This is a genomic window from Sphingobium sp. CR2-8, assembly GCF_035818615.1.
GTDB lineage: Bacteria > Pseudomonadota > Alphaproteobacteria > Sphingomonadales > Sphingomonadaceae > Sphingobium.
Map to the genome: position 1 here is coordinate 1,649,821 of NZ_JAYKZY010000002.1, position 24,404 is coordinate 1,674,224.

The window sequence follows — 24,404 nt, forward strand, 5'->3', positions numbered from 1 at the left end:
CCAAGCGGTAGCGGAGGAGGCATTACTGCACCCGCGTCACCTTATAGCCTTTGGCTTCCAGCAGCGTGATCAGATTGTCCCGGCCCGTCAGATGGCCCGCGCCCACCGCGATGAACGGCCGCCCCTTCATCGGCGCGATCGCCTTCACCCAGTCGCGGTTGCGCGCGACCAATATCGCGTCCTCGACCACCGGATCGGGCTGCTCGCCGATCTGGTCTTCCTTCGCGATCGCATCCATGTCGCCCTTCGACCAGGCGGTCAGGATACGGTCGTACAGCGCCTTCATGCCCTTGGCTTCATGGATGGTCTGGACCAGCAGGCGCGATTGCGCCGCTTCCGGCAGCGTGTCGAAGGCGGCGAACTGTCGCTCCACCGTCTCCAGCCCGCCGATGGGCTTGCCCGCCTGTTTGAATGTCGCGATCAGCACCGGCTCCACGCCGTCATCCTGACTGACTTTCAGCGATTGCTGGCTGGCGGCGGACAGCAGCATCGCGGCCGCCCAGCTTTCATAGCCTGACAGCGCCTGGCTGCTGGTCCCGCCATCGGCCAACGCTTTGTCCAATGCTGCCTTTTCCGTGTCCGGCACACGCCGTTCCAGCGGCGGCAGGCCCGGGCTGCGGCCCATCGCCTCGAACAGGGACAAGGTCTTCTGTTCGTCCTGCAAATCTTGGGCTTCCAGCACCAGCCGGTCCGCTGCGGTCATGGCCTCCTTGATCGTCGGGGTATCCCAGGCCACGCCCTTGGGCAGGACATGGATGGTCCCGAACAGCCAGCCGTTCAGCGCCCCACGCTGCACCTGCCAGAGGGCCGGGCCAGCCTGCACCTTGGGCGCTGGCGCCGGCTCCTGTCCGCAGGCAGCGACCAGCGTCAGAGCGAAGAAAGCCAGCAGGCGCGTGACGGCGCGCATCATGGTTTCACATTCCGGATGCGGCGCGCGCGCAGGCCCAACGCCTGCAACTGATCCTGCACGCTGCCCTTGCCCGCCAAATGGCCCGCGCCCACTGCGACGAAGACCGTGCCGGGCTGCGCCAGTCGCGCCTTGATCCACTGCGCCCAATGGGCGTTACGCCCGGTCAGCAGCACCTGCGCCAGTTCGGGGGTTGCTTCGAGCGATTTGTTCATGGACTTCGCCAGCCTGTCGGGCTGTCCCGCCTGCCAGTATCGGAGCAGATCGCCAAATTCGCTCTCCATCTCCGGCAGGCCATCGACGGTGGCGTTCAGGAACTCGACCTGCTGTTCCATCGGCAGGCTCGCGAAGAAGCCGACCTGCTGCTCCACCGTTTCCAGCGCATCGACTGTCTTCCCCGCACCCTGCGCCGCGCCGCGCAAAATCTTCTCCGCGCCCAGATCATTCTTGTAGCCCAGCCGCTCCAGCGGCGCGACGGACAGGGCCAGGCCGCCTATCCACGGGTTGAACATGTCGAACGTCCGCCAAGGCAGGCCATTGGCATCCATCGCCGCCTGATATCGGGTGCGCGCTTCCGGGGTCAGCCGGTCGGACAGCTTCACCCCGTCCTTCGCCATCGCCATTCCGGCCATCGCCGTCGCGATCGCGCTGGGATCGTCCGGCTCGATGATTTCTAGCACCAGTTGGTCCGACCGGTCGAAGGCGCGCTTCACATCGCCGTGAAACCAGTCGATGTCCGGCTTCATCACATGAACCGTGCCGAACAGATAGATGGTGGTGTCCGCGTCCTGCACCGCCCAGAGCGCGGGTGTCGCGACAGCGGGGGCGGACGGGGCAGGGCGCGCCTGCGCACCCGCGCCGATCAGCAGCAGGGCGGCGGCCAGCAGGCGGGGGAGGGATCGAAAGATGCTCATGCGCCTTTCATGGGGAGCGCCGCGCATCAGGGCAAGCCGCTTAACCCTGTTTGCCGCCGCTTTTCCTTGACCCTTTCAACCCCATGGGCCAAGGCGCGCGACATCTTAACAACGCTATTTGACAGGGACTATCCGTGGCCGAAGGCAAAGTGCTTTCCTTCCAGGACCTGATCCTGACCCTCCATGCCTATTGGGGGAAACAGGGCTGTGTCATCCTGCAACCCTATGACATGGAAGTCGGCGCGGGCACCTTCCACCCCGCGACGACGCTGCGCGCGCTCGGGCCGCAGCCGTGGAACGCCGCCTATGTCCAGCCCAGCCGCCGCCCGACCGACGGCCGCTATGGCGAAAACCCCAACCGGCTCCAGCATTATTACCAATATCAGGTGATCATGAAGCCCAGCCCGGCGAACCTGCAGGAACTCTATCTGGGCAGCCTGGTGGAAATCGGCATCGATCCCTTGGTCCACGATATCCGTTTCGTGGAGGATGACTGGGAAAGCCCGACGCTGGGCGCCTGGGGCCTGGGCTGGGAAGTCTGGTGCGACGGCATGGAAGTCACCCAGTTCACTTATTTCCAGCAGATGGGCGGCTATGACTGCAAGCCGGTCGCGGGCGAACTGACCTACGGCCTCGAACGCCTCGCCATGTATATCCAGGGCGTCGACAGCGTCTACGACCTCAAATTCAACGATGCGGGCGTCACCTATGGCGACGTATTCCTCGAAAATGAGAAACAGATGTCGAAATGGAATTTCGAGGTCGCCGACACGGACAAGCTGTTCCGCTGGTTCAAGGATTGCCAGTCCGAATGGGGCCAGTGCATCGACAAGGGCGTCCCGCTCGCCGCCTATGACCAGGCGATCAAGGCCAGCCATGTGTTCAACCTGCTCCAGGCCCGCGGCGTGATTTCCGTGCAGGAACGCGCCAGCTATATGGGCCAGGTGCGCGACATGGCGAAGGGCAGTTGCGAAGCCTGGATCGCCAGCAACGCCGACCAATGGACCGCGCAATATCCGGGGTGGACCGCGTGATGAAGACAACTATTTCCGTCATCCCAACGACGGCTGGGATTTCGTGCGTCATGCGGTGCGCTCTCCGGCCTGAGGCTCCAGCCTCTGCTAGGGCATCGGATGAAATCCTGTGACGGATTTCCTCCTCGAACTGCGCTGCGAAGAAATCCCCGCGCGTATGCAGATAAAGGCCAGCGAAGACCTCGCCCGGCTCTTCACCGAAGAACTGGCGAAGGCGGGCCTTAAGGCCGCCGCGATCGAACGCTTCGTCACGCCCCGCCGCCTGGCGCTGATCGCCCGCGGCCTGCCGCTCGAAACCGCGGCGGTCAGCGAGGAGTTTAAAGGCCCGCGCACCTCCGCACCCGCGCAGGCGCTTGAAGGCTTTCTGCGCAAGACCGGCCTGACGCAGGACCAGCTGGAGGATCGCGACGGCGTCTGGTTCGCCGTCGTCAACAAGCCCGGCCGCGCCACGATCGACGTGTTGGCGCAAGCCGTGCCAGCGGTCATCCGCGCCTTCCCCTGGCCCAAATCGATGCGCTGGGGCACCGCCAGCCAGACGACCGAAAGCCTGCGCTGGGTCCGCCCGTTGAAGGGCATCGTCGCAATCCTGGGCGAACAGCTGGTCGAGATCACGGTCGACGGCATCGCGTCGAGCTACACGACGCTCGGCCATCGCTTCCACCACGCCGGCGACATCACCATCGGCGGCGCGGATGACTATGTCGAAAAACTGCGCGCCTGCCATGTGATCGTCAGCCATGAGGAACGGCAGGTCATCATCGAGGCGAAGGCGAGCGAAGCCGCCGCCGCGCAGGGCTATAGCGTGATCGAGGACAGGGGCCTGATCGCCGAAAATGCGGGCCTCACCGAATGGCCGGTGCCGCTGCTGGGCGATTTCGACCCCGCTTTCCTGGAAGTGCCGCCCGAAGTCATCCAGCTGACGCTGCGCATCAACCAGAAATATTTCGTGCTGCGCGATGCGGACGGGAAACTGGCTCCTGCCTTCATCTGCACCGCCAATATCGAGGCGAAGGATGGCGGTGCAGCGATCGTCGCGGGCAACCGCAAGGTGCTGGCCGCCCGCCTGAGCGACGCCCGCTTCTTCTGGGAGCAGGACCGCAAGACGCGGCTCGCCGACCATGCAAAGAAGCTGGAACGCATCACCTTCCACGAGAAACTGGGCACCGTCGCCGACAAGGTGGAGCGGGTCGCCAAGCTGGCGCGATGGTTGGTCGAAGAGGGGATCATCACGCCATCCATAACCGCGAACCCAACCCCCACCGTCACCCCGGCCCCCACCGTCACCCCAGCGCAGGCTGGGGTCGCAGGCGGCAACGCGCCAACGCCTGAGATGCCAGCCTACGCTGGCATGACGAAAGTTGAGTTGGCCGACCTCGCCGAACAGGCCGCCCGCCTCGCCAAGGCCGATCTCGTCACCGAAATGGTCGGCGAGTTCCCGGAACTCCAAGGCATCATGGGCGGCTATTACGCTCGCGCCGAAGGCCTGCCCGATGCCGTCGCCGACGCCATCCGCGACCATTACAGGCCTGTCGGGCAGGGCGATGATGTGCCTACCGCGCCGGTGACGGTGGCGGTGAGTTTAGCGGATAAGCTGGATACGCTGGTCGGTTTCTTCGGTATCGAGCAGGGGCCGACCGGATCGAAAGACCCATTCGCGCTGCGTCGCGCAGCCCTTTCCATCTTGCGGCTGTTGGAAAACAATGGGCTGCGATTGAACCTCAAAAAGGTGCACGCCTTCGCGCTGAGCGACCATGTCTATCGACATGTGTTCCTGAATACCAAGGCGCTAGCCGATGTCGACGCGCAGACGCTGGCAAAATTCGGTCTGGACCCATCGCGGGTGACGGAAACGGAATGGCAGGCCGCCAATCTGTCCCGGCCGGAAATCAAATCATTCGTCGGCGCATTTGCCGCGTCGGACGTGCCGTTTCTCGACTTTTTCGCCGACCGCCTCAAGGTCCAGCAACGCGAAGCGGGCGTGCGCCACGACTTGATCGACGCGGTGTTCGCGCTCGGCGGCGAGGATGACCTCGTCCGCCTGCTCGCCCGGGTCCACGCGCTCCAGTCCTTCGTCGCGACCGACGATGGCGCCAACCTGCTCGCAGGATACAAGCGCGCCGCGAACATCCTAAAGAAGGAAGCGCCCGCCCCATCCGTCACCCCAGCGCAGGCTGGGGTCTCAGGCGGAGGCGCGCAAACGCTTGAGATGCCAGCCTCCGCTGGCATGACGAATGTGGTCCTGTCCTACACCCCGGAAAAGGCCGAAGCTGACCTCATCGCCGCGCTCGACACTGCCGAACCGCACGCGGCGCAAGCCGTCGCGTCGGAAGATTTCGAGGGCGCCATGGCAGCTCTTGCGATGCTGCGCGCGCCGATCGATGTCTTCTTTGAAACGGTCACGGTCAATGACGACGACCCGGTGAAGCGTACAACTCGCCTCGCTGTGTTGGCGCGGGTGCGGGACGCGGTGCATAAGGTCGCCGACTTCTCGAAAATTACGGGATAGAATAAGGATATTTCAGGATAGGCGGGAAATATGCGAAGTTAAGCCGGAAATATCCTATTCACCCGTGGGTTATGTCGCTAAATGCGGCAAAATTGTTGCAATGCAATATCATCGGCAATCAGTGCAGGGAGAGCCGGGAATGACTGATACGAAAGAGGCCATCATGAGCAGCACCGCGACGCGTTATGTCTATCGTTTCGGCGGCGGTGTGGATGATGGCGGGCAGGGCGACCGCAACCTGCTGGGCGGCAAGGGCGCGAACCTCGACGGCATGGCCGCGATCGGCCTGCCGGTGCCCCCGGGCTTCACCATCACGACCGACATGTGCACCCGCTATTATGTCGATGGCGGCAAATATCCCGAAAGCCTGACCGCCGAAGTCGCCAGCGGCATCGCCCATATTGAGGGGATCACGGGCAAGCGGTTCGGCGATGCCGCCGATCCGCTGCTGGTGTCGGTCCGCTCCGGCGCGCGCGCGTCGATGCCGGGCATGATGGACACCGTCCTCAACCTCGGCCTCAACGACGAAACCGTCATCGGCCTCGCCAACACATCGGGTGACGAGCGTTTCGCCTGGGACAGCTATCGCCGCTTCATCCAGATGTATTCCGACGTCGTGCTGGAACTGGACCATGGCGCGTTCGAGGAAGCGCTCGAAATCGCCAAGGAAGACAACGGCTATACGCTCGACACCGAACTGACCGCCGAAGACTGGAAGGCGCTGGTCGCCGAATATAAGGCGCTTGTTGCAAAGCTGTGGAACAAGCCCTTCCCGCAGGATGTGCATGACCAGCTCTGGGGTGCGATCAGCGCCGTGTTCGGCAGCTGGCAGTCGGAGCGCGCGAAGGTCTATCGCCGCCTCAACAACATCCCCGGCGAATGGGGCACCGCCGTCAACGTGCAGGCGATGGTGTTCGGCAATATGGGCGAAACCTCGGCCACCGGCGTCGCCTTCACCCGCGATCCGTCCACCGGCGAGAATGCCTATTATGGCGAATATCTGATCAATGCGCAGGGCGAGGATGTCGTCGCGGGCATCCGGACCCCGCAATATCTGACGCTGGCCGCGCGCGAGCGGGCAGGGGCCAAGCCGCTGTCGATGGAAGAGGCGATGCCCGAAACCTATGCCGAACTGGCGAAGGTGTTCGAAATCCTCGAAACCCATTATCGCGACATGCAGGACATCGAGTTCACGGTGCAGCAGGGCAAGCTGTGGATGCTGCAAACCCGTTCGGGCAAGCGCACTGCCAAGGCCGCGCTGAAGATGGCCGTCGACATGGCGCATGAGGGCCTCATCACCGAGGAAGAAGCCGTCGCCCGCGTCGATCCCGCCGCGCTCGACCAGTTGCTGCACCCCACGCTGGATCCCAGCGCCCCGCGCGACGTGCTGACGAAGGGGTTGCCTGCCAGCCCCGGCGCGGCTTCGGGCGCGATCGTGTTCGACGCCGACACTGCCGAGCGCCGCAATGAAATGGGCGACGCCGTCATCCTGGTGCGCGTCGAAACCAGCCCCGAAGACATTCACGGCATGCACGCGGCCAAGGGCATCCTGACCGCGCGTGGCGGCATGACCAGCCACGCCGCCGTCGTGGCGCGCGGCATGGGTCGCCCCTGCGTCTCGGGCGCGGGCGGCATCTCGATCGACGGCAAGACCAAGATATTGCGCGTCGGCGGCCGCGAGTTGAAGGAAGGCGACATCCTGACCATCGACGGATCGACCGGCGAAGTGATGGCCGGTGAAGTCCCGACCGTGCAGCCCGAACTGGCCGGTGATTTCGGCACGCTGATGGTGTGGGCCGACAAGGTCCGTCGCCTCAAGGTGCGCGCCAACGCCGAAACGCCGCAGGACTGCAAGGTCGCGCGGGAGTTCGGCGCGGAAGGCGTGGGCCTGTGCCGTACCGAACATATGTTCTTCGACGCGGCGCGCATCACCGCCGTGCGCGAAATGATCCTGGCCGACAGCGAGAAGGGCCGCCGCGTCGCGCTCGACAAGCTGCTGCCGGAACAGCGGGACGATTTCGCGCAGATCTTCATGGTAATGGCGGGCCTGCCCGTCACCATCCGCCTGCTCGATCCGCCGCTGCACGAATTCCTGCCGCACGGCGAAGCGGAGTTCGAGGAAGTGGCCAAGGGCGCGGGCGTCAGCGTCGACACGCTCAAGCGTCGCGCCGCCGAACTGCATGAATTCAACCCGATGCTCGGCCATCGCGGTTGCCGACTGGGCGTGACCTATCCCGAAATCTACGAGATGCAGGCGCGCGCGATCTTCGAAGCCGCGCTGATCGTCAAGGCGCGCGGCGGCGAAGCGCCGATCCCGGAAATCATGATCCCGCTCGTGGCGACCGCCAAGGAACTGGAACTGATGAAGGCGATCGTCGATCGCGTCGCTGTCGAAGTGTTCGAGGAACAGAATAACAAGGTCGAATATCTGGTCGGCACCATGATCGAACTGCCGCGCGCCGCGCTCAAGGCAGGCGAGATCGCGGAAGTCGGCGAGTTCTTCTCCTTCGGCACCAATGACCTCACGCAGACGACGATCGGCATCAGCCGCGACGACGCAGGCCGCTTCCTGACGCAATATGTAGACAAGGGCATCTTCGCCCGCGATCCCTTCGTCAGCATCGATGTCGAAGGCGTGGGCGAATTGATCGAGATCGCGGCGGAGCGTGGCCGCAAGACTTGCCCCGGCATTAAGCTCGGCATTTGCGGCGAACATGGCGGTGATCCGGCCTCGATCGCCTTCTGCGAGGCGACGGGCCTGGATTATGTGTCGGCCTCGCCCTATCGCGTGCCGATCGCTCGATTGGCCGCAGCGCAGGCGGCGCTCGCCAAGAAGTGATAGAAAAAGGGCGGGGCATCAACCCCGCCCTTTGTCGTTTCAGTGCGATCCCGTCAGACGGCTGAGCAGGCCGGGCTTGGTGCCGTCCCGTTCCAGCGCGAGCGCCTGTCCGCGCCAGTCCTCCTGCATGATCGTACCCGGTTTCAGACCCAGCCGCGCTTCCAGCGTCGCTTCCTGCTCGGCATTGAGTGCTGCGATCTGGCCGTAGCGCTGATAACCCGCTTCGTTCAGCGACACTTCCTGCGCCTGGCTGATACCGCTGATCCTGCTCAGATCGTCCCGGCCATGCACCGCACCTGCCACCGCCGTGGCCGTGCCAGCCCCGATCGGACCGGCAGACTGGCGCTCCAGCTCCGTAATACGCGCATTGGACGCTTCGATGCGGGCATCGCGTTCCTTGATCGCGTTGCGATGCACCGCCTGTTCGTCGTGCCACAGGCGTTTATATTTGCCGCGCCCGCTCATCATCAACCCCAGCAGCCAGCCTATGACCAGCACCACCAGCAACAACGCGACCTGATTTAGATTGAAGCTCATCATGGCGTCCTCCTGGCGCATTGAACGAGGGACGAGGGATAAAAGTTGCCAGGCCACAAAAGTGCAAAAAAGGGGCTTGCCCAATCGGCCAAGCGCTTCTATCTGCGCGTCTCCACGCACCCATAGCTCAGCTGGATAGAGCATCAGACTACGAATCTGAGGGTCGGGCGTTCGAATCGCTCTGGGTGCACCATTTCTTTCGAAGGGCTTTTGGGCCGGGCTTATAGCCGCGGTCCGCTCGTCTTTCCTTCGCACCCATAGCTCAGCTGGATAGAGCATCAGACTACGAATCTGAGGGTCGGGCGTTCGAATCGCTCTGGGTGCACCATCATTCGATCGACAGGAAAAGGCGGCGTCAGGCCGCCTTTTTTGCGTCGCGACTTATGCCATCGCCAGTGCGACCATGGCGTCGATATCGACATGGGTTTCCAGCAACGCGGCAATCTCGTCCAAGGCGTCTTCCACCGATCGGTCATAGTCCGCCCCCGCCGATTGCCCCCCCAACCGCCGCAACAACGCGTCGCGCAGGGCCGTGCTGCCCAGCAGCCCGTGGACGTAGCTGCCCATCACCCGACCGTCGCGACTGATTGCGCCATCGGCCCGCACGCCGTCGATCACCGCAAAGGGCCGACTACAGTCAGGCCCTTTGGTGACGCCCATATGCATCTCGTAACCGCTAAAATCCGCGCCCAGCGCCTCACCCCGAACCTGCTCCAGCGTTTTCGCTCCGGACAAGCGCGTCTCCACGTCGAGCAGGCCCAGCCCGGCGACCGATCCGGCCGGTCCCTCCACGCCCTCCGGGTCGGCGATCGTGCGACCCAGCATCTGATAGCCGCCGCACAGGCCCAGCACCGCACCCCCGCGCCGATGATGCGCGCGGATGTCGATGTCCCAACCTTGGGCGACCATCGCGCGCATATCGGCGATCGTCGCTTTGGAGCCGGGCAGGATCACCAGCGCCGCGTCGCCGGGAATAGCCTGACCCGGCCCGATCATGCGCAGATCCACGCCCGGCTCCAGCTTGAGCGGATCGAGATCGTCGAAATTGGAAATGCGCGGCAACACGGGGCAGGCGATCACCAGCGGCGCGTCGGTCGAATGGCTACGCCGCTCCAGTATAACCGCATCCTCGCTCGGCAGGCGCGCGACCGCATCCAGCCAGGGCACCACGCCCATGCCGCGCCAGCCCGACAGCGCCTCGATCTGGCGATAGCCATCTTCGAACAGCGCTGGATCGCCGCGAAACTTGTTGATGAGGAAACCATGGATCATCGCGGCATCTTCCGGATCGATGACCGTGCGCGTGCCCACCACCGCCGCGATCACGCCACCCCGGTCGATGTCCCCGACCAGAATGACCGGCACGTCGGCAGCGCGGGCAAAGCCCATATTGGCGATGTCGCCGCCGCGCAGATTGATTTCCGCCGGCGATCCGGCCCCTTCCACCACGACGATGTCGCACTGCTGGCGCAGCCGGTCGTAGCTTTCCATGACCGCGCCCAGCAACTGCCCCCGCGCGCTGCGGAAATTGCCCGATCCTAGCGCGCCGCGAACCTGACCATGAACGATCAGCTGTGATGTCCGGTCGGCCTGCGGCTTCAACAGCACCGGGTTCATGTCCGTATGCAGCGCCACGCCGCAGGCGATCGCCTGCAAGGCCTGCGCGCGCCCGATTTCGCCCCCGTCGCTGGTGACGGCGGCATTGTTCGACATATTCTGTGGCTTGAACGGCCGCACGCGATAGCCCCGGCGCACCAGCGCGCGACACAAGCCCGCCACCAGCACCGATTTGCCGACGTCCGATCCGGTTCCCTGCAACATGATAGCGCCCATGCGCCGCTCCTGACGGCGGAGCGCAGCGAAAGCAAGGGTCAGGCGACCACCGACGCCATGCCGCATCGCCGCTGATGCACGCGGACCTCCGCCGACCCCACCCGGACGCCCAGCGTTGCGGTGACGCTGTTGATGATGCCATCCAGCAAAGGCGCCGTGGTGCCAAGCACAGCTCCGACCAACGGACTAAGCGGGCTGTTGCTGACGGTGAGGCCGAGCAGCGATACCTGGATCTGGGTCTGGCTGGCCAGCCCGGCAGCGATACCCTGCGTCACATCCTGCGTGCTGACCGTCTTGGCCTGCTGCATGGCGATCTCACCGGGCGAGAAATGGACGCTATGGGTCTGCGTTCCGCCCAAGGGAATATGGGCATAGCCCGTGACGCGCGTGCCCAATGTCTGCGCCAGCAGGGCAGGCCGCGGATTGGCGGGCGCGGAAAAATTGGTCAGCGCGTTCACGTCGATGTCGCCGAGTATCGCCGTGCTCACCGATGGCGTCACCGCCAGCGTGACGCCACCATCGGGGCCGCACTGGATGTCGGACAGCCGCGCTTCCGCCGCCGCCAGTTCGACATAGAGGGGCACACGCACCGACGCGATGCCCGACAGCGCCGCGCCGACCGTGCTTTCCAGATAGAGGCGCGTCTGGGCCGTGCGCAGCACGACGTCCCGCTTGGCGGTCACGCTCAACAGTGGCGATCGCGTCTGTCCTTCCCCCGTCACCAGCATCAGGCGGCTACTGCTCAGCCCCGGGACGGTGACGCGCAAGTCCATGGGCACGGATGTCCCCGACGGCGGGCTGAGCACCATGCGCAGCATCGCAAAGGCGTCCAGCACGATATGGGGTTGCCCCGTCGCGCTCGTGGCGCCCCGCACGGGGCCAAGATCGACGATATCGCTCAGCCGTACCGACCGTCCGGCTATGCGGCTGGACAAGGCCAGCAGCGTGTTCGCGGCAGCACCCTGACCGGCGCTGTCCGCCATCGCGCCCAGCAGGTCGGACAGCGGAATGTTTCGGTCGAACAAGGCGCCATAGGCTTCGCCATCACGGCCCGTCCGCACGCGCAGCGCGTCGGCCATTCCCAACAGGTCCAGGTCTGTGCTGGCCAGCCCGTTACAGTCCATCACCGACAGATTGAGTTCGGTCCCCGCCAGACTGGACAACAGCATGTTGGGCACCCCGCCGCTCAACGACGCCAGCCCGGTGCCCAGCGAAAAGGCGGCCGCATCGGTCCGCGCGGCGGTGGCGCGGGCGGTGAGGTCGACGCCGTCCCGCCCCACCAGCAATCGGCCGAAAAACAGCGGTGTCCGGCGGCGGACTTCGACCTGCATCGCGCCGCCAGCGGGATCGCCGACGCGAAACCGTTGCGCGATCGGTATGGATGGATCGGGCGAATAGCTGCCGCTGTTGAACGCCGCCAGAGCGACGCCGTCGATACCGCTTTGCCCGACGAGCTGCTCCGCGGCGCTTCGACCGCCATCGGCCGCTGCCAGCGCGGCGGCATCCGCCACGCCCTGCAACTGGCGGCGGGCGAGATAGACCGATCCCAGGTCGACGGCGACCGTGGCGGCACCCGCCATCATGAACAGCGATCCGGCCAGAATCAGCATGACACCACCCTGCTGGTTCCGCGCCAGCGCCCGGTAAAAGCCCGGGCGGATCATTGGCCGCTCATCCGAACGACCGCGCTGCGTTCCAGCGTTCCGCGGGGCAGGGGGAAGGGGATAGCGGCGAACAGCGGCGCATTGGACAGGTTGTAGCGCAGCGTCACGGTGTAATAGCCGTTGTTTTCGACGGCGCTGATGGCAATCGTCTGCGCGCCAGGCACGGGGAAGGCGGAACGGGCCGCGACCAGGCTCTGGTCGACCAGGGTGCGCCGCTCCGCCCCGTTCAGCCCGCCTACCGACGCACGGGCCGCGTCATTGGCCGCTTGTTGAAGGCTATGGGCCGTCATGAACCAACTGCCATAGGCCAGCATCCCCATCAGCAGGAGGATCAGGACGGGCAGGGCGAAGGCCGCCTCGATCAGGCTGCTGCCCGCCTGGTGGCGCAGCAGCCTGACCAGCAGTCGGCGCGATCGGGCGAAGGATGGGGCGCGGTAGAACATGGGAACGATGCTACGGCGAACGGTTCAATATCGCGTTTGCCATGTTTTGCGCGACCTTTACGGATTTTGCGTAAGGGCGCGATCGGGCGTGAACCATCTCCGGCGCGCTTTGGCGTAAATGTTGCCAGGGACCGTCGGCATCGGTCCGCTATGGACGTTGTTGTCGCTAATTTACGGTCCACCGATAGGTGTCGTCACGATCACCGCCCCCTCCGTGCCATAGATGCCATGCAGCCTTGCGATCGCGGCTTCGACCAAGGCGACCGCGCCGTCATTGGTCAGCAACTGGGTCGTGAAGCGGATATCGCCTTCGCCCCGCAGCACTTGCTCAAGTCGCTCGCGAAACTGGGGGCGTGCGGGCAGTGCGACCAGGTCCGCGACTGGCACGTCCGCCAGCCGCTCGGGCGTAAGGCCCACCATGGCGCAGAAACTGTCGTTCACTGCGTCGATGAAGCCGCGCATCGACACGCGGGCATAGCCCACGCCGCCATGCACGCCCATTGCCTTGAGGATCGCGGATTTGACGTCGGCCAGACGATGGCGCTGCATGTCGGCGGTGATGTCGCGCAACAACAGCGCGACCCCGTCTGCAAAGGGAAAGGTCTGGACATGCAGCCAGACATCGTCGCGGAAGGGAGAGGGGATGTCGGCCGCACTCGCTTCCCCGGACATCAGACTATGGCGGATATGCGCCTCCGTCAGGGTGCCGGATAGTTCGGGAAAGGCGTCCCAAAGCATCTGCCCCTCCAAATGCCGGTCCCAACGCCTGGCCATGGCCAGCGCCACGCCGTTCACATGATCGATGCACAGATCCGCGCGGCAGAGGACCAGGCCCTGATGGATGCGGGCGGCCAGTTCGAACGTGCGATCGGGCGCGGGTGCATCCTCGTCACCGACCGTCATGTTGCGGAACCGATCCAGGCCCATGAAGACATGGGTTTCCCGACCATGGTGCGTCACCATCACCGGCTCGCGCGATCCCACTTCGCGCCAATGCGCGAAATTGCGGACCAGTTCGGCGGCGGGAACGCTGCGCCTGCGACGATCATCCAGCATATATCGGCACTCCGTTATCGGGAACGGATGCAGGATAGATCAGAGCTTTTGGAAATCGCTGCCGAGTTCGGTCCGTTATGGAAGCAGTTCGGGTTTATAGGCCGCGCTGATATTCCAACGCGTCCAGTATCTTGCCTCCGGCCATGAAGACCGCGCCCGAACAGGCCAGCGCCAGCAGATGACCGCCGGTGCCGGGATATTGCTCCATGTAGACATGCCCCCGCTCGGCTGCACCCAGCGCCAGCGCATAGATCACCAGAAATGCCTCGAACTTGGTCTTGATGGTGAAGAGGCGCTTGATCCGTTCCATGCTCATCCCGTCCGGCTTGCCCGCCGTTCAGGGAAACAAGTCGCCCGACAGCTGCAAATGGTCAACAAGTGTTAACCATGATTGTTCGATGCGGGCAATCAGCCGTGTGTCGCCCAAATCCTGGGATTCTATGGATTCTGGCCAATATTGGGACACGATGTCGGCAATTTCGTCCAGCCCTGCCTCGTCCACCAGAAAGCGCGGATCGATGTCGGCCGGATCGGCCACGACGCGCAACCGCAGGCACGCAGGGCCGCCGCCATTGGCCATGGACTGACGCACATCGACCGGGATCAGCCGACGGATCGGACCATTGCCCGCGGCCATCTGTTCAAGCCACGACCAGACTGCCGGCGTCTCCTGTGCCTCCGTCGGCAGGATCAGCGCCATCGTGCCATCGGGCAAGGTCACCAGTTGCGCGTTGAAGAGGTAGGATTTGATCGCGTCGGCCAGGCTGATCGCGCTCGCGGGCACTTCGATAATCTCGACGCCGGGCAAGGCGGCGCGCAGGTCGGCGTAGAACATGTCCTTGTCGGCGAAGGCCTGCTCATGGCTGAACAGCACGCGTTCGTTTGCCACCGCAACGACGTCATTGTGGAACGCGCCCGCCGCGATCGCGGCCTCGGACTGTTCGACGAACAGGGTACGGGCCGGATCGAGACCGTGGAGCCGGGCGACCGCCTTGCTGGCTTCCACATGTTGGCGGGCGGGAAAGGCACCCCCCGACCGGCCATAGACGAAGACCTCGACCCCCGGTTCGTCATGGCGTTCGGCCAGACGCATATGATTGGCCGCGCCTTCGTCGCCGAAGGGGGCGGGGATCGGATCGTGAATGACGAAGGCCCGCGTGTCGGAAAAGGCAACACGCAACTGGGCGAGCGTCTGCGGCCACTCATGGCTGCGATGCGCCATGGTGACGAGGTTGGCGACGGTCAGGTGCGTGCGTCCGTCGGCGGTGTCGCTGGCCGGGGATATGGTGGCGGCGTTGGCGGCCCACATGGACGATGCCGACATGGCGGCCGCGCGGATATGCGGCTGCGCGCCGCCGACATCCGTGCCCAGCTTAGTCAGCCAGGCGACGTCGGGTCGCCACTGCGGCAGGAATATGCCCTGGCGCAAGCCCAGCCGGACATTGCCGCGCATCTTCTCTATGCCCTGCAACGCCGCCGCGCGGGGGTGGGACGCCGCACCGGCATTGCTGGCGGAGGCCAGATTGCCCAGGCTCAGTCCTGCATAATTATGGCTGGGACCGATGATCCCGTCGAAATTGATTTCCCTGACGCTCATGCCCGCCCCGCCATTGTGAATGCATCACCCGTTTCCAGCCTCAACCGTGCAGCGCTGGCGGCATCCAGCGACACCGCGCCGTCCGCATCCTCCTGCACGAAGCCCCAGGTGCAGCGATAGTCCGCCAACTGCCCGGTCGCGATCAGCATCTTGTCCCCGCCTTTCTCATGCGTAGCGGACAGGGTGATGTCGCGCGCGCCGGCGATCGTCTTCAACTGGTCGATCTGCCCCAGCATGGTCGGTCCTCCATCGAAGATATCGACATAGCCCGCATTGTCGAACCCCTCCGTTTCCAGCATCCGCATCGCCGCCCTGCCATTGGGATGGGGCAGGCCGATGACGGCGCGGGCGCTGTCGGTCAGCATCGCGGTATAGATGGGGGTCTTGGGCATCAGGTCGGCGATGAACTGGTTGCCGTTCACGGCATTGAATTCGTCCGCTTCCTGAAAACTCATGCCGAAAAAGCGCCCCGCCAGCCCATCCCAGAAGGGTGATCCGCCCGCCTCGTCTATGACACCGCGCAGTTCCGCGATCACCCGATCGCCGAAGCGCGCGCGATGGCTGCGGATATAGAGGTAGCGGCTGCGCGCCAGCAAGAGGCCCAGGCCCTCGGCGCGCTCGCGCGGATGGAGGAACAGGCCGCCAACCTCCACCGACCCTTCCAGATCGGTGGTGAGCGACAGCATCTGCGCGCGAAAGGTGCGGCCCAGTTCCCGGCTATGCTGGGTCAAGACGCCCAGACGATAGCTGTAGAAGGGCGCGCTTTGGCCGACGGTGGAAAATATCTGGCACGTGCCGCGCACCTGACCCGTTTCCACATTTTCCAGCACCATGACGATCAGTTCGTCCGCGATGCCATCGCCCTCCCGCGCCAGCGCCTGCTCGGTGCGCTCCAGCTTGGACGTCAGCGCCTTGCGGTCGGGTGGCAGGTTGGTGAAGCCGCCACCCGTCAGTTTCGCCATTTCATACAGCGTCTGCAAATCGTCCGCGCGCGCGATGCGCATGATGAAGCTCAAGCGGTCATCCCCTCTCTTCCATAATCGCCCCGCGCCATGCGCCACAGCGCCAGCGCGGACAATTGCGCCCGTTCGGCGAGGCTGTCGGTCAGCAGAAATTCGGCGTCGCTATGGATGCTGCCGCCGCGCACGCCCATCGTGTCGACCACCGGCACGCCGCAGGCCGCGATATTATTGCCGTCGCATACGCCGCCCGTATCACGCCAGCCGATGTCGAGGCCCAGGTCCGCGCCGCATGACCGCACCAACCCGAACAAGCCCAGCGCCTTGCCATCCATCGGCTTGGGCGGCCGCCCGAAGCCACCATGCAGGTGCAGGCTGACGTCATGGTCCCGCGCCACGTCCGCCATCGCCCGGTCGATCAGCGCGCGCGCGGCGATTTCGTCCTCGGGCGTTCTGGGCCGGAAATTGACGCGCAATATAGCGTGATCGGGCACCACATTGTTCGGCCCGCCGCCGTCGATCTTGGCCGGATTGCAGGACAAGCCGGCACCGCTGCCCGCCTTCAGCCGCAACGCCAGATCGGCGGCGGCGATCAGGGCGTTGCGACCATCGTCCGGATTGCGCCCCGCATGGGCGCTCAGGCCCGTGGCGGTGATCGAGAAATTCCCGCTGCCCGCGCGCGCGCCAGCCAGCGTACCGTCGGGCAAGGCGGCAGGCTCGTAGGTGAACGCCGCCAGTTTGCCCGCCGCCGCCGTCTTCAGCAACGCGGCGGAGGAGGGGCTGCCGACCTCCTCGTCGCTATTGATGATCACGTCATAGCCGATGGTCGCAACCGCCTCCGACGCCTCGATCGCACGCAGCGCCGCCAGCATGACCGCGATCCCGCCCTTCATATCGGCGACGCCGGGACCGTTGAGAATATGGGGTTCCAGCCATCGTTGCTGTTGGAACACATGGTCGGCGGCGAACACCGTGTCCATATGCCCCGTCATCAGCAGCCGGACGGGGGCGTCGGGACGCACCGACAGATGGAGGTGGCGGCCATGCGCGATCGGCTGGATATGTCCGTCCACCCCGACGCTCTCGACCGGTGCTGGATCGACCAGACGAAGGTCGCCGGGCAGGACGGAAAAGGCGTCCGCCAGGACCTCCGCCATCCGGGCAAGCCCCTCCAGATTGCGCGATCCGCTGTTGATCGCTGCCCAGGCCTGCGTCTGCGCCAACATGGGCGCGGCTGCGGCATGATCGAGCAGCCTCTGCTCCTGCGATGAAAAGACCGTCATCCAAGACGGTCTATCAGAGCGCCGGGCCTGTCTCCACCCCGGCAGCAAAATTGCACGCGTCAGAAATCATAGGTCAGTGTCAGGCGGCTCAGCGTGTCGAGGTCGCGGCTCGACAGCAAAGTCTCCGATTCATACTGGATATTATAGGAGAAGGCGGCCGACAGGCGGGTGCTGACCTTCGTTTCCACCGACGACAGCGCGTTGAGCGTATAGACGTCGCTCTCCGCATAGCCCGATGCGGTCTGCTTGAACGTCACGGTCGGCGTCGCGCGCCAGGCCAGCGCCATGGAGCCACGCACGCCCAGTTTCGTCTCGCGCTCGCCGATCATATATTTGGCATGGCGGATCGATGGGCCGATATCGGCTGACAGGTCCACCGGCTTGCTGACGATCAGCTTGTAACCGACGCCGACCGACGTCGTATAGCGCTCGTCATAGCCGATCGACGTATCGCGCTCGAACTGGGCGAGGCCGTAGACGAAACCGCGCGGGTCGAACTCGTAGCGCGGCTCATAGCCTGCGAAGTAACGCTCCCGCGACGTCACGCCGTTGGCGCGGCGATAGTCGACCGCGCCGGTCAGCTTGTGCGACCATTGCAGCCCCGCGCGGGTCGCTGTGGCGGCCAGGGTTATGCCCAGTTCGCTGGTGGACCCCGTAGACCGAAACCCGCCCGCCTCGACCCGCCCGGTCCACAACTCGTTGAACCGCGCTTCGCGGATCACCGTGTCGTGGGTCGCCTTGGTCCGCTCCTTCCAACTGTTGACCATGCGCTGGATTTCATCGGCGGACCCAGGATTGGTCTGCTTCGCGATCTTGGAAATCGTAGCGATATCGGTTTCGTTGCCGTTTGCGATGGCCGCTTCCATCATCTCGCGTACGGCGATCGGCAGCAGGGCGGGTTCGTCGGCCCGGCCCATGGTGGGAACAGCCGCAGTCAGCAGCGAAAGAGGGATCAGACAGGCACGCATGCCCCTGTCATAACCAAGCGACAGCGAAATTTAAGCCCCAAAGCGCCGATCCGTCAGATAAGCGCCCGAAACTCCTGCAATATATCGCGATACAGCTTGCGTTTGAACGGCACGATCAACTCGGGCAGCGTATCGGGCGCGGTCCATCGCCATTCCCGGAACTCGGGGTGCTTGGTCTGGATATCGATATCGCTATCCTTGCCGACGAAACGGGCCAGGAACCAATATTGGCGCTGACCGCGATATTTCCCGCCCCACAATTTGCCGACCAGTTCGGGTGGCAGATCGTAGAAATGCTCGTCCTTCGCCTTGGCGATGATCTCGACCAGTTCGGGACGAATGCCGGTTTCCTCCTCCAGCTCGCGGAGCGCCGCAGCTTTCGCCTCTTCGCCCTCGTCGATGCCGCCCTGGGGCATTTGCCATGCCTCTACGACATTATCGAGTCGCTGACCGACGAACACCTTGCCGTCCATGTTGACGAGCATGATTCCCACGCAGGGCCGGTAAGCCAATAGCTGTTCGTTCGGCATCGATGCCATGTCGTCCCCAAAAGATATCGCCCTGACGTCTTCGCCCTGCAAAGCGCGTCATGATAGAAAAACAGAATAGGAGCAGGGACGCGTCCCGTCCATCGAACGAATCGCCGACGCCGCGATTTGCGACGAGACGTTCGTCAGGCGATCAACGCAATATGCCCCAAGGGCCGCTTGGAACCAGGCAAAGCCCGGCGCATTGGCTTTGACATGTCCGATCCCGTCCTGCTCTGGCTTCGCCAGGATCTCCGCCTGTCCGATCAAGCCGCTCTGGCCGCCGCCGTCGGCGAAGGGCCGGTCATCCCGGTCTATATCTTGGACGATGAAGGTCCGCGCCAATGGGCCATGGGCGGCGCGGCGCGATGGTGGCTTCACCATAGCCTGGCGCGGCTGGATGAGAGCCTGCGCGCCAAGGGATCGCGCCTGATCCTGCGCCGGGGCCAATGCGCCGATGTCCTGGCCGGGTTGGCGAAAGAGGTCGGCGCGTCGCGGGTTCACGCGCTGCATCATTATGAACCCTGGTGGCGCAACGCGGAAAAGGCCGTCGCCAAGGAATTGGACCTGTGCCTGCATGAAGGCGGATTGCTGCTCCCCCGGGTGCGGTACGTACCGGAGCCGGGGGCATGTACCGCATCTACACGCCCTTCGCCCGCGCGGTCATGGAGCATATGCCGCCGCCCTCGCCCGCACCTGCTACCCACAAGATCGAGGCGCCTGCACAATGGCCGCAGAGCGATTCGCTGGAAGACTGGGGCCTCCTTCCCACAAAGCCGGATTGGGCGACCGGCTTTGCCGCCGACTGGACGCCGGGCGAGAAGGGGGCACGCGATAGTGTCGCCGCCTTTATCGACGAGGCTGGCGACTATCCGACCGCGCGCAACCTCCCATCGATCGAAGGGACGTCGCGCCTGTCGCCCCATCTTCATTTCGGCGAGGTCTCGCCAGCCTATGTCTGGCATCGGGTCAATGCTTCAGGCCATGACGCAACTGTCTTCCTCAAGGAATTGATCTGGCGCGATTATGCCCATGTCCAGATCTACACCTTCCCTCGTTACGGGTCGGACAATGCGCGAGCGGAATTCGACGCACTGCCCTGGCGTGATATGCGTGAGGCGGGCGCGGACTTCACGGCCTGGAAGACCGGGAAGACCGGTTATCCGATCGTCGACGCGGGCATGCGACAGCTTTGGACCACGGGCTGGATGCATAACCGCGTTCGCATGATTGCCGCTAGCTTCCTCATCAAGCATCTCCTAATCGACTGGCGGCATGGCGAGCGCTGGTTCTGGGATACGCTGGTCGACGCCGATTATGCCAACAACAGCGTCAACTGGCAGTGGGTTGCGGGCAGTGGCGTCGACGCCAATCTCTTCACCCGGATCATGGCGCCGCTGACCCAGTCGGACAAGTTCGATGCGGCCGACTATATCCGCCAATGGGTGCCGGAACTGGCCGCATTGTCCGACACGGTGATCCACGATCCCGATGCCCATGATGCGCGACCTGCCGATTATCCCGCCAAGGTCATCGCCCATAGGGAAGGTCGCGAACGCGCACTGGATGCCTATCGCCGCATGAAGCGGTGATTGCAGCCGCCGCTGGCTTGCGGCAGGATCGACGCCATGAATGCAATCGATCCGCGGCGCGGCAGGCGCGCCTTGTCCGTGCGGCGTCCGCCCCGATCCCATAATCCCGGCCTGATGTCCCGGGTGTTCGCGCCGCTATTCCACCGACTGCTGGATCGGATCGACCTTGGGTTGGATCAGGGGGCGTTGGATGCGTCCCTACCGGACGGTACGCGCAGATTGCTGGGCGGTCGCACGCCGGGGCCGCATTGCGTGGTGGACCTGCGAGCCTGGCGCGCCCTGATACGGCTCGCTCTGGGCGGATCGGCGGGTTGGTATCGCGCCTGGGCGGCGGGCGAATGGGATAGCCCCGATCCGGTCCCGCTCTTCGCCCTGTTCATGCGCAATGCCGTGGCCTTGGGACAAGTGGCGCGACCGCGCGGTCCGGGCCGTTGGCTGGGCAAGGCGATGCATTGGGCGCGCCGGAACAACCGCACCGGATCGCGCCACAACATCGCCTATCATTATGATCTGGGCAATGATTTCTACAGCCTGTGGCTGGACAGGAACATGCATTATTCCAGTGCTTTGTTCGCTGACCCTGATGATCGAAGCGAAGATTTGGAGATTGCACAGCAGCGTAAGGTCGATGCGATTCTCGATCGGCTCGATCTGCATGACGACGCGTCGCTGCTAGAAATCGGCTGCGGCTGGGGCGGTCTGGCCGAACAGGCGATGGAGCGTTGCGCCATCTTCTATAGCGGGCTGACCTTGTCGACCGAGCAGGCCGACTATGTCCGCGACAGATTGGGCAGCGGCGCGCAGATACTGCTGACCGACTATCGCGATGCGCAGGGCCAATATGACGCCATCGCCAGCGTCGAAATGGTCGAAGCCGTGGGGCAGCGCTATTGGCCCGCCTATCTGGCCGCGATCCATCGCCTGCTGAAGCCCGGGGGCAAGGCGGCGATCCAGTATATCTTGATCGATGACGCCATCTTCGAACGCTACGCCCGCAGTGCCGACTTCATCCAGACCTATATTTTCCCTGGCGGCATGCTGATGTCGGAAAGCCGCTTTGCCGCGCTGGCGCAGCAGCAGGGGCTGGAATGGCGCGACGTCCATCGCTTCGGACTGGACTATGCCGAAACCTTGCGCCGCTGGCGGGAACGCTTCGACCAAGCGATCGACGAAGGCCTTTTGCCGACCAGTTTCGACCAGCATTTCGTGGCCTTATGGCGTTATTATCTGATGTATTGTGAAGGCGGATTTCGCGGCGGCGGCATCGACGTGGCGCAGGTGACGCTAGTCAAGCCCGCCTGACGCTCACCCGTCGACGCGCAACTTGTGTCCCGTAGGCGCGTCGGACAGCACGAGGTCCAGTATCGCCTGGCCCACCACGTCAGGCCCCTTGAGGCTCGCCGGATCTTCGCCGGGGAAGGCTCGCGCGCGCATCGCCGTGCGGGTTGCGCCCGGATCGACGATATGGGTGCGGATGGCGGAGATGTTCTTCATCTCCTCACCATAAGCGCCGACCAGCGTTTCCAGCGCCGCCTTCGACGCACCATAGGCGCCCCAATAGGCGCGCGGCGTGGCGACAGACGATGTCAGCGCCACGACCCGCGCATCGCCACTGGCGCGCAGCATGCTATCAAAGGCTGCGATCATCGCCTGTGGCGCGGCGATGTTGAGCGTCAGAAGCCGGGCAAATTCCTTGGCGTCGATCGCGGGCACAGCGGCCAAAGCGCCCAGCGTCGCGGCATTGAGCACGAGAATGTCCAGCGCCTGCCAGCGCCCGCCGATCGCCTGCGCCAGACGACCGATGCTGTCCCCATCGGTCAGATCGAGCGGCGCGATCGTCGCGCTGGCCCCGGCCTTATGGATGCGGTCCTCGACCTCTTCCAGCCCGCCGCTGGTCCGCGCCGTCAGCACGACATGCGCGCCCGCAGCCGCCAGCGCTTCGGCCGTCGCAGCGCCGATACCACGGCTCGCGCCGGTGACGAGCGCCAATTTGCCGGAGAGGGGAAGGTCGGAAGACGACATATATATCCGTTCGTGCTGAGTAGGGGCTGAGCTTGCCGAAGTCCCGTATCGAAGCATCCTTCGACACGCCACTTCGACTTCGCTCAGTGGCTACGCAGGACCAACGGGTCGAGGGGAAATCGTCAGACGACGCGTTCGGCCAGCAGTTCCAACTGGTTGGTCACTACCACATCATCCTGATCCGTCAGGGTGGTGGGATAGTCGCCGGTGAAGCAGGCGTCGCAATATTGCGGGCGGATGTCCGCGCGCTTCGCTTCGCCCAGCGCCTTGTAGAGGCCGTCGATCGAGATGAAGGACAGGCTGTCTGCGTGGATGAAATCCTGCATCCCGCCAACATCCAGCTTGTGCGCCAGCAGCTTGGTCCGCTCCGGCGTGTCGACGCCGTAGAAGCAGCTATGCTTGGTCGGCGGCGATGCGATCCGCATATGGACCTCCGCCGCGCCGGCTTCGCGCATCATCTGCACGATCTTCAGCGACGTGGTGCCGCGCACGATCGAATCGTCGATCAGCACGATCTTCTTGCCTTGGATCAGCGCGCGGTTGGCGTTGTGCTTCAGCTTCACGCCCAGATGGCGGACCTTGTCCCCCGGCTGGATGAAGGTGCGGCCGATATAGTGCGACCGGATGATCCCCAGTTCGAACGGAATGCCCGACTGCTGGGCATAGCCGATCGCTGCCGGCACGCCGCTGTCGGGCACCGGAATGACATAGTCCGCCTCGACCGGATTTTCGATCGCGAGCTGCGCGCCGATCGCCTTGCGAACCGAATAGACGCTGGAGCCGTCGACGATCGAATTGGGGCGACTGAAATAGACATGTTCGAAGATGCAGGGGCGCGGGTGGGTATCGCCAAACGGACGCAGCGACCGCGTCTCCCCGTCGTTGGTGACGATCACCAGTTCGCCCGGTTCTATGGTGCGTACATAGTCGGCCCCGACCACGTCCAGCGCCACGGTTTCCGACGCGAAGATGGTCGAATCGCCCAGCATGCCCATGACCAGCGGTCTTATGCCCAGCGGATCGCGGCACGCGATCATGCCCTCGGGCGTCATGACGATCAGCGAATAGGCGCCCTCGACCTGCTTGAGCGCGTCGATGAACTTGTCGAGCAGCGTACGATAGCTCGACGTCGCCACCAGATGGATGATGACTTCGGTGTCGGACGTCGACTGGAAGATGGAACCGCGGCGAATCAGTTCGCGACGCAGCTTCATCGCGTTGGAAATATTGCCGTTATGGGCAATCGCGAAACCGCCGGAATTCAGCTCAGCATAGAGCGGCTGCACGTTGCGCAGCGACGTTTCGCCGGTGGTGGAATAGCGGACATGGCCGCAGGCGGTATCGCCGGGCAGGCCGCGAATCACCTCGTCCCGGTCGAAATTGCCCGCCACATGGCCCATCGCCCGGTGGGTATGGAAATCATGCCCATCCCAGCTTGTGATGCCAGCGGCTTCCTGTCCGCGATGTTGCAGCGCATGAAGGCCTAGCGCGACGATGGCAGACGCCGTTTCCGCTCTGGAAACGCCGAAAATGCCACATTCCTCGCGCAACTTGTCGTCGTCGAAGGGATTGGTCGTAAACATGGGTGTGAGCGGTTCCATAGCCGTTCGTGATGCCCCCTCGGTGCGACCCAGCGGGCATCTGTTGTGCGCGCATATAGTCGCTCCCTTCCCGTTTGTCGCCCTCCTGTAACAAAAAAGCGTCGCAGTCCGTGGCAACGCTG

General features: G+C 64.3%; 19 protein-coding genes, 2 tRNA genes and 1 pseudogene. 7 read left to right on the forward strand and 15 right to left on the reverse strand.

The genetic code is table 11. The annotated features are described in order from the left end of the window. Positions 1–22 precede the first annotated feature (22 nt). Positions 23–910, reverse strand: a complete 888-nt coding sequence (locus U5A82_RS12030; RefSeq protein WP_442802168.1) for a TraB/GumN family protein — start codon at positions 908–910, stop codon at positions 23–25. After that, on the reverse strand, positions 907–1,821 hold the full coding sequence (locus U5A82_RS12035; RefSeq protein ID WP_326291111.1) for a TraB/GumN family protein: 915 nt from the start codon (positions 1,819–1,821) through the stop codon (positions 907–909). Before U5A82_RS12035 ends, U5A82_RS12030 begins: the two co-directional genes overlap by 4 nt. Before the next feature lie 134 nt (positions 1,822–1,955). On the opposite strand from U5A82_RS12035, the gene U5A82_RS12040 reads away from it, so the two are divergent. From U5A82_RS12040 to ppdK, 3 genes are all read left to right on the forward strand, one after another. Then, positions 1,956–2,855, forward strand: coding sequence for a glycine--tRNA ligase subunit alpha (locus U5A82_RS12040; RefSeq protein ID WP_326291112.1), 900 nt, complete (start codon positions 1,956–1,958; stop codon positions 2,853–2,855). A 109-nt stretch (positions 2,856–2,964) separates the two neighbouring features. Then, positions 2,965–5,361 carry a glycine--tRNA ligase subunit beta gene (glyS, locus tag U5A82_RS12045; protein WP_326291113.1) on the forward strand — a complete coding sequence of 799 codons (2,397 nt, stop codon included), beginning with the start codon at positions 2,965–2,967 and terminating at the stop codon, positions 5,359–5,361. Between the two features lie 139 nt (positions 5,362–5,500). After that, complete coding sequence (gene ppdK, locus U5A82_RS12050) at positions 5,501–8,200, forward strand: pyruvate, phosphate dikinase (protein ID WP_326291114.1); 2,700 nt, start codon at positions 5,501–5,503, stop codon at positions 8,198–8,200. Positions 8,201–8,239: 39 nt separating this feature from the next. Here ppdK and U5A82_RS12055 read toward each other — a convergent pair whose 3' ends face one another. Then, a complete protein-coding gene (locus tag U5A82_RS12055) occupies positions 8,240–8,740 on the reverse strand; it encodes a hypothetical protein (protein ID WP_326291115.1) in 501 nt (166 codons plus the stop codon). Positions 8,741–8,853: 113 nt separating this feature from the next. Here U5A82_RS12055 and U5A82_RS12060 point away from each other — a divergent pair. Together U5A82_RS12060 and U5A82_RS12065 are read left to right on the forward strand one after the other, a co-directional pair. After that, positions 8,854–8,930 (forward strand) — tRNA-Arg (locus tag U5A82_RS12060). Positions 8,931–8,988: 58 nt separating this feature from the next. After that, a tRNA-Arg gene (locus U5A82_RS12065) sits at positions 8,989–9,065 on the forward strand. Positions 9,066–9,118: 53 nt separating this feature from the next. On the opposite strand, the gene U5A82_RS12070 is transcribed toward U5A82_RS12065, so the two are convergent. The 10 genes from U5A82_RS12070 to U5A82_RS12115 form a co-directional block, all read right to left on the reverse strand. After that, the gene (locus U5A82_RS12070; protein ID WP_326291116.1) at positions 9,119–10,570 is read right to left on the reverse strand and encodes a cobyric acid synthase; all 1,452 of its coding nucleotides are present in this window, start codon (positions 10,568–10,570) and stop codon (positions 9,119–9,121) included. Positions 10,571–10,608: 38 nt separating this feature from the next. Continuing rightward, complete coding sequence (locus U5A82_RS12075; protein WP_326291117.1) at positions 10,609–12,234, reverse strand: pilus assembly protein TadG-related protein; 1,626 nt, start codon at positions 12,232–12,234, stop codon at positions 10,609–10,611. Further along, positions 12,231–12,677, reverse strand: a complete 447-nt coding sequence (locus tag U5A82_RS12080; RefSeq protein ID WP_326291118.1) for a TadE family protein — start codon at positions 12,675–12,677, stop codon at positions 12,231–12,233. Before U5A82_RS12080 ends, U5A82_RS12075 begins: the two co-directional genes overlap by 4 nt. A gap of 171 nt (positions 12,678–12,848) precedes the next feature. Next, complete coding sequence (locus U5A82_RS12085) at positions 12,849–13,733, reverse strand: PAS domain-containing protein (protein WP_326291119.1); 885 nt, start codon at positions 13,731–13,733, stop codon at positions 12,849–12,851. 94 nt (positions 13,734–13,827) lie between these two features. Further along, complete coding sequence (locus U5A82_RS12090) at positions 13,828–14,043, reverse strand: hypothetical protein (RefSeq protein WP_326291120.1); 216 nt, start codon at positions 14,041–14,043, stop codon at positions 13,828–13,830. A 27-nt stretch (positions 14,044–14,070) separates the two neighbouring features. After that, positions 14,071–15,330, reverse strand: coding sequence for an N-succinylarginine dihydrolase (locus U5A82_RS12095; RefSeq protein WP_326291121.1), 1,260 nt, complete (start codon positions 15,328–15,330; stop codon positions 14,071–14,073). After that, positions 15,327–16,346, reverse strand: a complete 1,020-nt coding sequence (locus U5A82_RS12100; RefSeq protein WP_326291122.1) for an arginine N-succinyltransferase — start codon at positions 16,344–16,346, stop codon at positions 15,327–15,329. Before U5A82_RS12100 ends, U5A82_RS12095 begins: the two co-directional genes overlap by 4 nt. Further along, complete coding sequence (locus U5A82_RS12105; RefSeq protein WP_326291123.1) at positions 16,343–17,572, reverse strand: hydrolase; 1,230 nt, start codon at positions 17,570–17,572, stop codon at positions 16,343–16,345. The genes U5A82_RS12100 and U5A82_RS12105 overlap by 4 nt, the downstream gene beginning before the upstream one ends. Positions 17,573–17,631: 59 nt before the next feature. Further along, entirely contained in the window at positions 17,632–18,540 is a 909-nt protein-coding gene (locus U5A82_RS12110) for a DUF481 domain-containing protein (RefSeq protein WP_326291124.1), read from the reverse strand. A gap of 53 nt (positions 18,541–18,593) precedes the next feature. Continuing rightward, the gene (locus U5A82_RS12115) at positions 18,594–19,079 is read right to left on the reverse strand and encodes an RNA pyrophosphohydrolase (protein ID WP_326291125.1); all 486 of its coding nucleotides are present in this window, start codon (positions 19,077–19,079) and stop codon (positions 18,594–18,596) included. A 204-nt stretch (positions 19,080–19,283) separates the two neighbouring features. On the opposite strand from U5A82_RS12115, the pseudogene U5A82_RS12120 reads away from it, so the two are divergent. Further along, positions 19,284–20,659: pseudogene (locus U5A82_RS12120) on the forward strand (cryptochrome/photolyase family protein). 36 nt (positions 20,660–20,695) lie between these two features. Beyond that, complete coding sequence (locus U5A82_RS12125; protein ID WP_326291126.1) at positions 20,696–21,961, forward strand: cyclopropane-fatty-acyl-phospholipid synthase family protein; 1,266 nt, start codon at positions 20,696–20,698, stop codon at positions 21,959–21,961. Positions 21,962–21,964: 3 nt separating this feature from the next. Here the strand turns inward: U5A82_RS12125 and U5A82_RS12130 are convergent, their stop codons facing one another. Next, positions 21,965–22,681 carry an SDR family NAD(P)-dependent oxidoreductase gene (locus tag U5A82_RS12130; RefSeq protein WP_326291127.1) on the reverse strand — a complete coding sequence of 239 codons (717 nt, stop codon included), beginning with the start codon at positions 22,679–22,681 and terminating at the stop codon, positions 21,965–21,967. A gap of 122 nt (positions 22,682–22,803) precedes the next feature. After that, complete coding sequence (gene purF / locus U5A82_RS12135) at positions 22,804–24,264, reverse strand: amidophosphoribosyltransferase (protein ID WP_326291128.1); 1,461 nt, start codon at positions 24,262–24,264, stop codon at positions 22,804–22,806. Positions 24,265–24,404 lie beyond the last annotated feature (140 nt).